Here is a 12,688-nt window from a genome sequence, read left to right on the forward strand (position 1 = left end):
TTCTTGATGCTCAACGGCCTATGGCTCAGCTTTTTCGTCGTCGCTACGGTGTCGGCGCTCGCCCAATGGCTGGTGGGGGGCAACGCGGGGATCTTCTCGGCGATCGTGGAAAGCATCTTCGCCATGGCCAAGTTGTCCGTCGAAGTGATGATCTTGCTCTTCGGCACCCTGACGTTATGGCTCGGCTTCCTGCGCATTGCCGAAAAAGCCGGCATCGTCGATTGGCTGGGCAGGGCCCTGGGGCCTCTGTTCAAGCGCCTGATGCCGGAAGTCCCGCCTGGGCATCCGGCGCTGGGCTTTATCACCCTGAACTTCGCCGCCAACGGCCTGGGGCTGGATAACGCGGCCACGCCCATCGGCCTCAAGGCCATGCGTGCCCTGCAAGAGCTCAACCCGAGCCCGACCAGTGCGAGTAATGCACAGATCCTGTTTCTGGTGCTCAACGCCTCGTCCCTGACCCTGCTGCCGGTCACTATCTTCATGTACCGTGCCCAGCAAGGGGCGCCGGACCCGACACTGGTATTCCTGCCGATCCTGCTGGCCACCAGCGCCTCGACCCTGGTCGGCTTGCTGTCGGTGGCCATTGTCCAGCGCCTGCGTCTGTGGGACCCGGTGGTGCTGGCGTACCTGGTGCCTGGCGCGCTGATCCTGGGCGGTTTCATGGCATTGCTGGCGACCCTGTCAGCCACGGCGCTGGCCAGCTTGTCGTCGATCCTGGGCAACCTCACGCTGTTCGGCCTGATCATGCTGTTTCTGGTGATCGGGGCGCTGCGCAAGGTCAAGGTCTACGAAGCGTTTGTGGAAGGGGCCAAGGAAGGCTTCGACGTCGCGAAAAACCTGTTGCCGTATCTGGTGGCGATGCTGTGCGCGGTGGGTGTGCTGCGTGCTTCCGGGGCACTGGATTTTGGCCTGGACGGTATTCGCCATGTGGTTGAGTGGCTGGGTTGGGATACGCGCTTTGTCGATGCGCTGCCAACGGCCATGGTCAAACCCTTTTCGGGCAGTGCGGCGCGGGCCTTGCTGATCGAGACCATGCAGACCCAGGGTGTGGACAGCTTCCCGGCGCTGGTGGCGGCCACGGTGCAGGGCAGCACGGAAACCACGTTCTATGTGCTGGCGGTGTACTTCGGCGCCGTGGGCATCCAGCGTGCCCGGCATGCGGTGGGTTGCGCCCTGCTGGCCGAGTTTGCCGGCGTGGTGGCGGCGATTGCGGTGTGCTACTGGTTCTTCGGCTAACCCAGGCCACCTTGTGGGAGCGGGCTTGCTCGCGATGGCATCACCGCGGCCACGCAGGTAAACCGTGTTGCCTGCATCGCGAGCAAGCCCGCTCCCACAGGTTTACAGGGTTTTACGCCACACACTCACCAGCCACGGTTGCTGGTCACGGGGCAAGCCCGCCGGGCGGTAGTAGTGCTCCAGCTCGGCAAACCCTGCAGCCGTCAGCATCGTCCGCCAGTTCTGCAGATCGTGATAAGCCCCGTAACGCTCACCGTTCCAGCCTTCGCGGTTGTCGCCGCGCGGGTTGGAACTGAGCAGTACGCCGCCGGATTTCAGGGCTGCATGCAGCTTGCCCAGCACCTGACCCAGTTCCTGGGTCGGCACATGGAACAACGAAGCATTGGCGAAGATGCCGTCGAAGCGTTCAGCGGGCAAGTCGAGCTTGAGGAAGTCCTGGTGCCACACTTCACAGCCGCTGTCTTCGCGGGCCATTTGGGTGAAGCGTTCGGTGCCGTCCAGCCCGATTGCCACATGCCCGAGGCGGGTGAAAGCCTGCAGGTCGCGACCCGGCCCGCAGCCGAAATCCAGGACAGTGAAGGGCGCCGAACCTTGAATATGACGCAACAGGGCGTCGATGTTCTGGCTCACGTCATGGTCGCGGGTGCCTTCACGGAAGCCCTCGGCGCTCTGTTGATAGTGGCTCAGGGTCGTGGCGGCAATCTGTTCGAGAGTTTTTGCATCGAGGGTCATCGCAGGCTCGGTCGGCGGCAGGGCTGGCCGCCGACTATACCTCAGCGTTTGTTCAGTGCCAGGGCCAGGCGGTCACCACCCAGCTGAATCACGGCCACCAGAATCACCAGCAATACGATCACGGTCAGCATCACCTGCGAGTCGAAGCGCTGGTAACCATAGCGGTACGCGATGTCACCCAGCCCGCCGGCACCAATCGCACCGGCCATGGCCGACGAATTGATCATCGTCACCAGGGTGATGGTAAAACCGCCGACGATGCCGGGTAAGGCTTCGGGCAGCAGTACGTGCCAGATAATGTGATGGCGCTTACAGCCCATGGCTTGGGCGGCTTCAATCAAACCGTGATCCACCTCACGCAGGCTGACTTCAGCTATGCGTGCAAAAAACGGTGTGGCGGCGATGGTCAGCGGTACGACCGCCGCCCATACGCCGTAGGTAGTGCCCACAATCAGGCGGGTGAACGGGATCAATGCCACCATCAAAATCAGAAACGGGATTGAACGGAACAGATTGACGAACGCACCCAGAGCCTTGTTCAGTGTGGGGGCTTGATAAATCCCGCCTTTGCCGCTGGTGACCAGGATCACCGCCAGCGGTATGCCCAGAACCAGCGCGATCAGCGACGACACACCGACCATCAGGAAGGTGTCGATCACCCCCTGCCACAAACGATCAAATCCCATAGCCCACTACCTCGACCTGTTGTGCCCATTGCCCGGCCCGTTTGCGCAGCTCTTCGGCGCCCAGCGAAGTGCTGGTTACGCTGAGCAGCAGTTGCCCCAGGGCATGCCCCTGGATGTGTTCGACGCCGCCGTGGAGCAGCCGCACTTGCCCTCCCAGCGCGCTGAACAGCGCTCCCAGGTCGGGCTCTTGGGCCAGCCGGCCGGTAAAACGCAGGCGCAAGATCACGCTGGCTTGTGCGGACTGTGCCTGCGCCGAAATACGGTTACGCAGCGCTTCAGGCAGGGTCGCCTGCAAGGGCGCCAACAGGGTCTTGCTGACGTCATGCTGAGGATCGCCGAAGACCTGCCACACAGGGCCTTGCTCGACCACGCGACCTTGCTCCAGTACCACTACGCGGTGACAGATATCACGAATCACGGCCATTTCATGGGTAATGAGGATGATGGTCAGGCCCAGGCGCTGGTTGATTTCGCGCAGCAGACCGAGGATCGACTGAGTGGTTTCGGGGTCCAGGGCCGAGGTGGCTTCGTCGCACAGCAAAATCGCCGGATCGTGCACCAGCGCACGGGCAATGCCCACACGCTGTTTTTGCCCGCCCGACAGTTGCGCCGGGTAAGCCGTGTGCTTGCCTTGCAGGCCAACCAGCTCCAGCAGCTCACGCACCTTCTGCTCCCGTTGCAGCTTGGGCACGCCCGCCACCTTGAGTGGCAACTCGACGTTCTGCCATACGGTTTTGGCCGACATCAGGTTGAAGTGCTGGAAGATCATGCCGATCTTGCGCCGCAGCGCCACCAGCTTGTCTTCGTCAAAGCTGGCGATATCGACCTGATCGATCAGCACGCGGCCGCGGGTAGGCTGTTCGAGGCGGTTGATGGTGCGAATCAACGACGACTTGCCAGCACCGCTGCGCCCGATGATGCCGAAGAGCTCCCCGCGCTGGATTGCCAGATCAATACCCGTGAGGGCATCCACAGGGCCCTGGCGGCCGTCATAGGTTTTGCCGATACCGATAAAACGCACATGGGCGTGGCTCAACTCAGGGTGCAGCTCGGTGTGGTTGGCGCCGGGCTGCGGCTGATCGAGCCGCTCGCGAGCAATGGCCACATTCATGGTCAGCCTCCCCAGCCGGGCTGGTACAGAGTGCCGTAGGTCTTATCCAGCGCAGCTTTGACCACTGGCGAGTGCTGATAGATATCAATAAATTTGGCCAGACGCGGGTCGTCTTTGTTCTTGGGCTGGATCACGAACTGAATCACATACTCGGGGTGGTCGATGCCGTCGAACAGCAAGGCCGACTCGGCATCGAAGGTTTTCGACAGGCGAATGTAGGCTGGATAACCCTGCACCAGGTCGGCATCGTCGTAGGCTCGTACCAGTTGCACGGCCTCAACCTGCAGGATCTTTATCTTTTTCGGGTTGGCGATGATGTCCTCTTCCGTCGCCTTGTAACCAACGCCCGGCTTGAGTGTAATCAGCCCGGCCTTGGCCAGCAGTTGCAGGCCACGCCCGCTATTGATCGGGTCATTGGCAATGGCAACAGTTGCGCCTTCAGGCAGGGCGTCGAGGCTTTTGTATTTTTTCGAGTACAGGCCCACGTTGTTGATGATGCCTTTGGCGTAGGGTGCCAAATCGAACCCGGCGGCGGCCTTGGCGTTTTCCAGGAACGGGATGTGCTGGAAGTAATTCACATCGATATCGCCGCTGGCCAGGCTGACGTTGGGTGCGATCCAGTCGGTGAACTCCACCAGCTCGACCTTGAGCCCTTGCTTGTCGGCCTCGGCCACTGCGGTTTCCAGGGGAATGGCGAACGCGGCGGTGGTACCGACCTTGAGCGGCTTGTCGGCCGCGTGGAGCAAACCGCTAAACAGCCCGAGGGCCAGAACCAGTGCGTGTTTTTTGTTCATGATAATTGCCCAGTCAAAGAGTCGGAATTCGAACCCTGTGGGAGCGAGCCTGCTCGCGAAAGTTTGGCAGTCCTGCAAGCTTCGCGAGCAGGCTCGCTCCCACAAAAAAACAGTTATGCGCTGTGCCTGAAGGCCGCACCTGTATGGCGTTGCGGCAAGTGCGCATCGCCTTCCACAAACAGCTTCTGACGCAGGCTGCCAGTGTCATAAGCGGTTTTATAAGAGCCCCGGCGCTGCAGTTCGGGGACCACCAGGTCGATAAAATCGACGTAGCTTTCAGGGGTGACGATGCGGGTCAGGTTGAACCCGTCCAGGCCGGTTTCTGCAATCCAGGATTCCAGCTCGTCGGCCACTTGCGCAGGCGAACCCACCAGCGTGATGTAACGCCCGCCCAGGGCGTGCTGTTCGAGCAGCTTGCGCCGGGTCCAGTCGTTGTTTTGCAGCACTTTGGTGGCGGACTGGATCGCGTTGCTCTTCACGTACTGGATCGGCTCGTCCAGTTCGTAATCGGCAAAGTCGATACCCGTGGAGCTGGAAAAGTGCGCCACGCCGGCTTCGGCACTGGCATAGCTCAGGTACTCGTCACGCTTGGCCAATGCCTGGGCCTCGGTCGGCGCCACGATCACGTTGATCCCCATAAACAGCTTGATGTCGTCCGGGTTGCGGCCCGCAGCCACAGCGCTGGCGCGCACCTTGTCGACCTGGGCTCTGGTCGCTGCCTTGGTCTGCCCGCTGATAAACACGCACTCGGCATGGCGACCGGCAAACACCAGGCCGCGATCCGAGCTGCCCGCCTGAAACAGCACCGGGGTGCGTTGCGGCGACGGTGCGCAAAGGTGATAACCCTCCACCTGATAGAACTCACCTTCGTGTTTGATCTTGTGCACCTTGTCGGGCCGGGCATAGATGCGCCGGGCCGGGTCATTGAGCACGGCGTCGTTTTCCCAGCTGCCTTCCCATAGCTTGTAGAGCACTTGCAGGTACTCATCGGCCTGATCGTAGCGCCGGTCATGCTCGACCTGTTCGGTCAGGCCCATGGCTTTGGCTGCACTGTCGAGGTAGCCGGTAACAATATTCCAGCCAACGCGACCGCGGGTCAGGTGGTCCAGGGTCGATATGCGACGCGCGAATAAATACGGCGTTTCGTAGGTCAGGTTGGCGGTCAGGCCAAAACCGAGGTTCTTGGTGACGGCAGCCATCGCCGAAACCAGCAGCAGTGGATCATTGACCGGTAGCTGGATCGCCTCTTTGAGCGGCATATCAACCGATTGTTGATAAACGTCATACACGCCCACGATATCGGCGATAAACAGCCCGTCGAACAGCCCGCGTTCCAGCAGCTGCGCCAACTCAGTCCAGTATTCAAGGGTGTTGAAGGTGGTCGAGTTGTCCCGTGGGTGGGTCCACAGACCGTGGTTGATATGACCAATGCAGTTCATGTTGAAGGCATTGATCAGAATCTTCTTTTTGCTCATCAGATGGTCCCCCGCAATGGCGGGTTGGCATCATTTAGGTAGTAATTGCCTACCGCGTGGTACTTCCAGCGCACCGGGTCATGCAGGGTGTGCACGCGGGCGTTGCGCCAGTGACGGTCAAGGCCGTGCTCGGCCAGCGTGGCCTGGCTGCCGGCGAGCTCAAACAGGGTGCTGCCGGCGGCCAGGGAAATTTCGGTGCTCAGGGCCCGGGCTTCTGCGATGGCAATCGAGGCTGCGGCGACGGTGCTGGCGCTGGTGTTGCTCTGAGCAATATCCAGAAACGCTCCGGCACGTTCCAGCAGGGCTTCGGCGGCATGCAGACGTACGCTCAAATGGCCGAAGCTTTTGAGGGTCAGCGGGTCTTCGCTGGCGATATCCGTAGTGGCATCAATCCAGGGCCGGGTTTTGCTGCGCACAAAATGCAGGGCGTCTTCAAAGGCGGCGCGGGCGATACCGGTATCGATGGCCGCGTGAAGGATCTGCGCCAGCGGGCCAACCGGGGTCGGACGCTCGAAGGCGCTTTGAAACGGGATCACGTCTTGTGCTGCGACCAGTACGTTGTCGAAAACCACCGAACCGCTGCCCGTAGTGCGCTGGCCAAAACCGCTCCAGTCGTCGATCACGCTTAGGCCATCGCTGTCGCGGCGCACGAATGCAAGATGCTGGATGCCGTTATCGTCCACAACCGAGGTAGGAATCCGCTGTGCATACAGTGCGCCAGTGGCGTAGAACTTGCGCCCGGTGATGCGGTAGCCGTGTTCGGCCTGGGCCAGATGGGTGGTGCGATCGTGTGCAGTCTTGGTGCCGATTTCAGCCAGGGCATTGCCGAAGCGCTCTCCGGCCAGCACCTCGGCATAGAGCCGCTGCTTTTGCTCGTGTGTGCCATTGACCCGTAAAACTTCGAGTGCATAAAAGTGGTTTTGCGGGATTTGCCCCAGAGAGGCATCGGCCGCAGCGATCAGCGCGATCACTTGCGCCAGGGTGACGCTGGACACGCCTGCGCCGCCGTAGGCCTTGGGCACGGTGATGCCCCACAGGCCGGTATGGGAAAACAGCTCAAGCTCATCAAACGGCAAGCGCCGCTCGCGGTCACGCAGGGCACTGTCGCGTTTGAAAAACGCCGCCAGTTCACGGGCTACGCTCAGGGCCTCGGCATCGCTGTGGATAACCGGGACCTGTTTGGATATCAGTGACATGGGTGTCTCCAGGGTCAGATCCAGGAATGCCGGGCAGGCAGGGTGCCGTTGAGGCGATACGCGCCGATGGCGTGGTATTTCCAGCGCACCGGGTCGTGCAGGGTGTGCACCCGGGCGTTGCGCCAGTGGCGGTCGAGGTTGAACTCGGCAAGGCTGGCGCGGCTGCCGGCCAGTTCGAACAATTTTTCGCTGGCCAGCAGCGACAGCTCGGTGCTCAGCACCTTGGCTTCGGCCACCGCAATCGATGCGCGGGCAGCGCCAGGGGCGTCGATCGCTGCCGCGCTGACTTCGTCCAGGACGCGTCCGGCTTTGCGCAACAAGGCTTCGGCTGCGTGCAGTTCAATGTGCAGTTTGCCGATATCGGCAATCACATAAGGATCATCGCTGTTGCGTTCGACCTTGGCGTCGATCCACGGGCGTGAGCGCTCGCGGACAAAACTCAGGGTGTCGGCAATGGCGCCGCGGGCAATGCCCAGGTCAATGGCGGCCTGGATCAATTGCGACACGGCGCCTTGAATGTTCGGAGCATCGTTGAGACGCGAACTGTCGACCACCTGTTCGGCTTCCACCCGCACGTTGTTAAGCAATACGGTGCCGCTGGCGGTGGTGCGCTGACCAAAACCGGACCAGTCATCCACGACGCGCAAGCCTGGTGTACCGCGACGAACGAAGGCCATGACCTGCCTGCCTTCATCGTTGACGGCTTTTACCGCAATCCAGTGGGCGAACAGGGCGCCGGTGGAGTAAAACTTCTGACCGTTAATGGCGAAGTCGTCGCCATCGGCGATGATCCGGGCCTTAATGTCCAAGGTGTTTTTGCTGCCGCGTTCCGGGCCCGCATTGCCGATGCGCCAGCCTTGCAGCACGCTGGAGAACAGTTGTTCTTTTTGCGCCTGGGTGGCCGTGGCAGCGATCAGGCTGAGAATGCCAACCTGATTTTGCGGGATTTGCCCCAGCGCCGGATCGGCAGCCGAGATGATCGCGAACACTTCAGCCAGGGTCACAAATGACACCTGGGGGCCGCCAAATTCGCGGGCAATGGAAATACTGCCCAGGCCGCTGCGGGTGAAGGCTTCTATGAGCGACCACGGCAGCTTGCGTTGCTGGTCGCGTTTGCCCGCGTGTTCGCGTGCACTGGCTGCCAGTGTGTGTGCGGCTTCAAGGGCTTCGTTGTCGGTGCGCAGAACCTGCGCTGCCAGCAACAGAGGCGCGACATCCTGGTCGCTTTGCAGGTGTGCATTGGCCAAGCTGGACATTAGTTGCGCTCCTTGGCTGCACTCAATGCCCTGGCGTTATGCACAAGGGTGATTGTGTTACGGACCATACCTACCTCACGTTTCATGGGAGCGCCGCTCGTGCGGCGCGGATAAAAGCTGAGAGTCCGGTGGTCCGGTTCATATACCCTAATCGAGTATAAAAATTTTAAGAACTAACTTTTAGGAATATGGATAGACGATTCCCTGGCTCCCTGCTCCTGGTTACGCCAGTTGGAACGGGGCTCTGCGGCGTGCAGTACCTCCCTCGGGGCAGGGTTGAGATAGAGCCTGGGGGCACCTACCTTGAGCACTCGCGCCGGTGCCCAGCGCGAATTGTTGCCCACGCGGTCGATCACGCAGTAGGTGACTTCCAGCTTGGCGTCTTCGCCAGCCTCCTGGATGATGTGGGGGGGCACGAACACGCTGACGGGTTTGTCGATATCCACTTTGCGCAGTTTGGGCAAATCCAGGCGTACATCCCCCCAGAGCAGGGTGATGGCGTCATTGTTGGCCATGTTGCGATAGGGTTCGATACTCACCGGGACACCGCGTTTCATCTGGCTTGGGTTAACCCCGTAGCGCTGGATGGGCTGCGGAATTACAAGCGGGGCCAGGCCCTGGTTTTCGTCACCAATGGCTTCGCCGCCAGGGCAGTCAAGTTTGACCAATATTTTAAGTTGCGCAGAAAGAACCGGGCTGCTGCCGATATGCATCACCCGGTAGTAAAGGCGCGCCGTACCATTTTGAATAAAACTCTCTGGCACTCTTAACATGACAGGCTGGCCAATACCGGCTTTGAAAATCTGCCGCGAGGCGACATAGCACCCATCCCAGAACAACTCGACAAGGTCACCTTCTTCCATGTTCTTGTAAGGGTTTATTGTAATAAGCAAGTGCTCGGCCGCGCGCGCGCACACAGTATGCCTTGCGGGGTTTGAAAGTACGGGCGGAGGGAGTTTGTTGAAACATGAGGTAAAGGGCATATTTAAAGATTCCTTTCCAGTATGTAAGGGAACGGTACACGTCTGCGCAGACCGGCCCTCGCTTTCAGCACCGAGTACTGGCCGCACATGGTTAACGCGATAAATATTTGCTTTTTGACAAGTGGCTGGGCTCGATTATTTTTATTAGATAAGAGTCTGTGGGTATGAGTGTCAAGGGCGAACAGAAGTAATATAAATGTCCCTGAATTATTCAGAATGTTCCTACTGAAAGAGTACTTTAAAGTTGCATGACAAGTAGTTCTGGCGATGAGCGATGAGTCATCAGTCTAAGTTTACAGACTGTTTAATGGTCCTCTCTCACCAGGCCTTTGCACGCGCCCAATCACTCGGGACCACAGCCAGCATGATTTTTTTGCGTTTTTGCCATTTATTTCACACTCCGTCTGCATAATCGCCATGCACGAGGCAGCTGGTTAGCCCGCTTTGTGATATTTAGATCTGGCCCAACATTTCGGAAGCCCACTCAAATGGCAACAAACCCACAGTTGATACCGCCTGTTCCCCGGTCCTCACGTTTCAGCATGCGCTGGTATTCCTGGGTATTACTGGTGGGGGTATTGGTCTACGGGCTCGCGTGGATCATGCATTGGGATGACCGCGGTGCGTTGTGGGTACTGGAGCGGTTTGAGAGCCCGTCCGAGCAGAACGAAAGCATATGGCTACCTGACTACAGGGCGGTGATTGATGCCAAGGTGTTGCCGGGAATGGAAAAGGACGAGGCATCGGACCTGGCCTATAACCCGCTGACCAAAACACTGTTCTCGGTGATGGGTAAAAACCCTTTTCTCGTGGAACTGACTCTGGATGGCGACGTACTGCGCAAAATCCCGCTGGTGGGCTGGAGCAACCCGGAGGGCCTGACAGTCATGGAGAACGGCCTGCTGGCCATTGTCGATGAGCGTGAGCATATGCTGAGCATCATCAACATCGACGCGGACACCAAGTCCCTGAATATTGCCGACTTCCCCAAGTACGACCTGGGGCCTTCGAAAAACCAGAACAAGGCCTTCGAAGCCATTGCCTGGGACCCTCGCCGCCAACAACTGCTGCTGGGTGAAGAGCGTCCGCCGCAGTTGTTTGTATGGAAGAGCGACGGTAGCCAGGTGCTAACCGGCAGCAAGCAGAAAGTGCCAAGCGATGAGCTGGATCTACGTAACCTGTCGGCCCTGAGCATCGATCCGCGTACAGGCCATACACTCGTACTGTCGGCCGATTCGCATATGCTGCTGGAGCTCGATGAGCTGGGTGAGCAGGTCAGCTTCATCACCTTGCTCGGTGGCTTCAATGGCCTGAAGAACACCATTCCCCGGGCCGAAGGTGTCGCGATTGATGAACACGGCACGCTGTATATGGTGAGCGAACCGAACCTGTTTTATCGCTTCGAGAAGGTGGCCAAATAAATCCCGCGCTCGCGCAAGACATGTTGCCCGTTGAGGTTTAAGGTTCAATTCAGACAGCCGTGGTATTTCATTGGCCTGATCTGTTTAGAGTTCGACCCATGCGCCGTGTCAACCGCACTACCGTTTTTACTCTCTGTATAACGCTGGTAGCCTTGCTGGCCGCCGGCTTTGCCGCGCAACATTTTCGCCTGTTTGAACGGACCTGGTTCCAGATCAGCCAGATGTGGCACCCCGCCAATCCTGATGCAATCAACCTGGGAGACTACCGCGCCGTAATGCAGGGCAAGGTCATCGAAGGGCTTGAGGATGATGTCTCGGCACTGACCTTCGATCCATTGCGTAAGAGTCTGTTTACCGTGACCAACAAGAAAGCCGAGCTGATCGAGCTGTCCCTAGATGGCCGGGTCTTGCGCCGCATTGCACTGGTCGGGTTCGGCGATGCCGAGGCAGTCGAATTTATTGGCGAGAATACCTACGTCATTACCGATGAACGTCAACAGCGCCTGATCAAGGTCAAGGTCGATGACAACACCCGGGTTCTGGATGCCCGGGATGCTGAGCAATTGACGCTGGGGATCAATCAGTCGGGCAACAAGGGCTTTGAAGGTTTGGCCTATGACTCGGTGGGCAAGCGCCTGTTTGTAGCCAAGGAGCGCGACCCCATGCTGATTTATGAAGTGCGCGGCTTCCCTCAAGCCAACCCCCAGCAACCTTATGCCACCCATGTTGTGAGCAATCCGCGACGGGATGCACGGTTGTTTGTAAGGGACTTGTCGAGCTTGCAGTTTGACGAACGCACCGGGCATTTGCTGGCACTGTCAGATGAGTCGAAATTGCTGCTTGAACTGGGTCTGGACGGGCAACCGATCAGCACACTGTCGCTGAAGAAGGGCAAGCACGGTCTGACCCGCTCAGTGCCACAGGCAGAAGGCGTCGCGATGGACGATGAAGGGACTATCTATGTGGTGAGCGAGCCGAATCTGTTTTACGTGTTCAAGAAACCGGCTTTGTAGATGAGAAATGGCCGATCATTTTCTCTTGTGGGAGCGAGCCTGCTCGCGAAGTTCGTTCGCGAGCAGGCTCGCTCCCACAGTTGAAATTTTCCTGCTGGCGCAGTTACTTGCTCAGGGTTTTCACGCCCTCAGGCGTGCCCAGCAACAGCAGGTCGGCCGGGCGGGCGGCGAACAGACCGTTGGTCACAACACCGACGATGGCGTTGATCTGACGCTCCAGCTCAACCGGGTTGGTGATCTGCATGTTGAACACGTCAATGATGATATTGCCGTTGTCCGTAACCACACCTTCGCGGTACACCGGATCGCCGCCCAGTTTTACCAGCTCGCGGGCCACGTGGCTGCGGGCCATCGGAATAACTTCAACTGGCAGCGGGAACGCGCCCAGCACCGGAACCAGCTTGCTGGCATCGGCGATGCAGATAAAGGTCTTGGCCACGGCAGCGACGATTTTTTCGCGGGTCAGAGCTGCGCCACCGCCCTTGATCAGGTTGAGGTTTTCGTCACTTTCATCGGCGCCATCAACGTAGAACTCAAGATCACTGACCGTGTTCAGTTCGTACACCGGAATGCCGTGGCCCTTGAGACGCGCGGCGGTGGCTTCGGAGCTCGCAACCGCGCCGTCGAATGCGCCCTTGTGCTGGGCCAGGGCATCGATAAAGCAGTTGGCAGTGGAGCCGGTACCGACCCCGACGATGCTCTTGTCATCCAGTTTTGGAAGGATGAAGTCGACAGCAGCCTGGGCTACGGCCTGTTTGAGTTGATCCTGGGTCATGCGGGCTCCG

12 protein-coding genes are annotated in these 12,688 nt (G+C 59.3%); 3 read left to right on the forward strand and 9 right to left on the reverse strand.

Translation table 11 applies throughout. The features are described from left to right. Window positions 1-6: 6 nt before the first annotated feature. Window positions 7-1,236, forward strand: coding sequence for a spore maturation protein (locus EQV96_RS16030; RefSeq protein WP_094999664.1), 1,230 nt, complete (start codon window positions 7-9; stop codon window positions 1,234-1,236). A gap of 102 nt (window positions 1,237-1,338) precedes the next feature. On the opposite strand, the gene EQV96_RS16035 is transcribed toward EQV96_RS16030, so the two are convergent. The 8 genes from EQV96_RS16035 to EQV96_RS16070 all read right to left on the reverse strand — a co-directional run bounded on the left by EQV96_RS16035 (window position 1,339) and on the right by EQV96_RS16070 (window position 9,469). Next, window positions 1,339-1,968 carry a class I SAM-dependent methyltransferase gene (locus EQV96_RS16035; RefSeq protein ID WP_095017892.1) on the reverse strand — a complete coding sequence of 210 codons (630 nt, stop codon included), beginning with the start codon at window positions 1,966-1,968 and terminating at the stop codon, window positions 1,339-1,341. A 41-nt stretch (window positions 1,969-2,009) separates the two neighbouring features. After that, a complete protein-coding gene (locus tag EQV96_RS16040; protein WP_094999662.1) occupies window positions 2,010-2,654 on the reverse strand; it encodes a methionine ABC transporter permease in 645 nt (214 codons plus the stop codon). Next, window positions 2,644-3,765, reverse strand: coding sequence for an ATP-binding cassette domain-containing protein (locus EQV96_RS16045; RefSeq protein ID WP_240882186.1), 1,122 nt, complete (start codon window positions 3,763-3,765; stop codon window positions 2,644-2,646). The genes EQV96_RS16040 and EQV96_RS16045 overlap by 11 nt, the downstream gene beginning before the upstream one ends. A gap of 2 nt (window positions 3,766-3,767) precedes the next feature. After that, window positions 3,768-4,559: a MetQ/NlpA family ABC transporter substrate-binding protein gene (locus EQV96_RS16050; protein WP_094999660.1), complete on the reverse strand. Its 792-nt coding sequence runs from the start codon at window positions 4,557-4,559 to the stop codon at window positions 3,768-3,770. 113 nt (window positions 4,560-4,672) lie between these two features. Then, window positions 4,673-6,034: an LLM class flavin-dependent oxidoreductase gene (locus tag EQV96_RS16055; RefSeq protein WP_240882187.1), complete on the reverse strand. Its 1,362-nt coding sequence runs from the start codon at window positions 6,032-6,034 to the stop codon at window positions 4,673-4,675. Continuing rightward, complete coding sequence (locus EQV96_RS16060) at window positions 6,034-7,230, reverse strand: SfnB family sulfur acquisition oxidoreductase (RefSeq protein ID WP_094999658.1); 1,197 nt, start codon at window positions 7,228-7,230, stop codon at window positions 6,034-6,036. Before EQV96_RS16060 ends, EQV96_RS16055 begins: the two co-directional genes overlap by 1 nt. A 14-nt stretch (window positions 7,231-7,244) precedes the next feature. After that, window positions 7,245-8,486: an SfnB family sulfur acquisition oxidoreductase gene (locus EQV96_RS16065; protein ID WP_095023164.1), complete on the reverse strand. Its 1,242-nt coding sequence runs from the start codon at window positions 8,484-8,486 to the stop codon at window positions 7,245-7,247. A gap of 173 nt (window positions 8,487-8,659) precedes the next feature. Further along, window positions 8,660-9,469, reverse strand: a complete 810-nt coding sequence (locus EQV96_RS16070) for a hypothetical protein (RefSeq protein WP_094999656.1) — start codon at window positions 9,467-9,469, stop codon at window positions 8,660-8,662. 488 nt (window positions 9,470-9,957) lie between these two features. Between EQV96_RS16070 and EQV96_RS16075 the strand changes: the two genes are divergently transcribed. Both EQV96_RS16075 and EQV96_RS16080 read left to right on the forward strand, forming a co-directional pair. Continuing rightward, window positions 9,958-10,890, forward strand: coding sequence for an SdiA-regulated domain-containing protein (locus tag EQV96_RS16075; RefSeq protein WP_094999655.1), 933 nt, complete (start codon window positions 9,958-9,960; stop codon window positions 10,888-10,890). Between the two features lie 98 nt (window positions 10,891-10,988). Beyond that, window positions 10,989-11,903 carry an SdiA-regulated domain-containing protein gene (locus EQV96_RS16080; RefSeq protein WP_095023162.1) on the forward strand — a complete coding sequence of 305 codons (915 nt, stop codon included), beginning with the start codon at window positions 10,989-10,991 and terminating at the stop codon, window positions 11,901-11,903. A gap of 103 nt (window positions 11,904-12,006) precedes the next feature. Here EQV96_RS16080 and rpiA read toward each other — a convergent pair whose 3' ends face one another. Continuing rightward, the gene (gene rpiA / locus EQV96_RS16085; protein ID WP_048361307.1) at window positions 12,007-12,678 is read right to left on the reverse strand and encodes a ribose-5-phosphate isomerase RpiA; all 672 of its coding nucleotides are present in this window, start codon (window positions 12,676-12,678) and stop codon (window positions 12,007-12,009) included. Window positions 12,679-12,688: the final 10 nt, after the last annotated feature.

The sequence above is a fragment of the Pseudomonas sp. TMW22080 genome (assembly GCF_022496745.1).
Classification (GTDB): Bacteria; Pseudomonadota; Gammaproteobacteria; order Pseudomonadales; family Pseudomonadaceae; genus Aquipseudomonas; species Aquipseudomonas bubulae.

Coding starts and splice junctions, on each gene's coding strand:
- EQV96_RS16030 (WP_094999664.1), top strand. CDS start 7: ATGCTCAACGGCCTATGGCTCAGCTTTTTCGTCGTCGCTACGGTGTCG.
- EQV96_RS16035 (WP_095017892.1), bottom strand. CDS start 1,968: ATGACCCTCGATGCAAAAACTCTCGAACAGATTGCCGCCACGACCCTG.
- EQV96_RS16040 (WP_094999662.1), bottom strand. CDS start 2,654: ATGGGATTTGATCGTTTGTGGCAGGGGGTGATCGACACCTTCCTGATG.
- EQV96_RS16045 (WP_240882186.1), bottom strand. CDS start 3,765: ATGAATGTGGCCATTGCTCGCGAGCGGCTCGATCAGCCGCAGCCCGGC.
- EQV96_RS16050 (WP_094999660.1), bottom strand. CDS start 4,559: ATGAACAAAAAACACGCACTGGTTCTGGCCCTCGGGCTGTTTAGCGGT.
- EQV96_RS16055 (WP_240882187.1), bottom strand. CDS start 6,034: ATGAGCAAAAAGAAGATTCTGATCAATGCCTTCAACATGAACTGCATT.
- EQV96_RS16060 (WP_094999658.1), bottom strand. CDS start 7,230: ATGTCACTGATATCCAAACAGGTCCCGGTTATCCACAGCGATGCCGAG.
- EQV96_RS16065 (WP_095023164.1), bottom strand. CDS start 8,486: ATGTCCAGCTTGGCCAATGCACACCTGCAAAGCGACCAGGATGTCGCG.
- EQV96_RS16070 (WP_094999656.1), bottom strand. CDS start 9,469: ATGCCCTTTACCTCATGTTTCAACAAACTCCCTCCGCCCGTACTTTCA.
- EQV96_RS16075 (WP_094999655.1), top strand. CDS start 9,958: ATGGCAACAAACCCACAGTTGATACCGCCTGTTCCCCGGTCCTCACGT.
- EQV96_RS16080 (WP_095023162.1), top strand. CDS start 10,989: ATGCGCCGTGTCAACCGCACTACCGTTTTTACTCTCTGTATAACGCTG.
- rpiA (WP_048361307.1), bottom strand. CDS start 12,678: ATGACCCAGGATCAACTCAAACAGGCCGTAGCCCAGGCTGCTGTCGAC.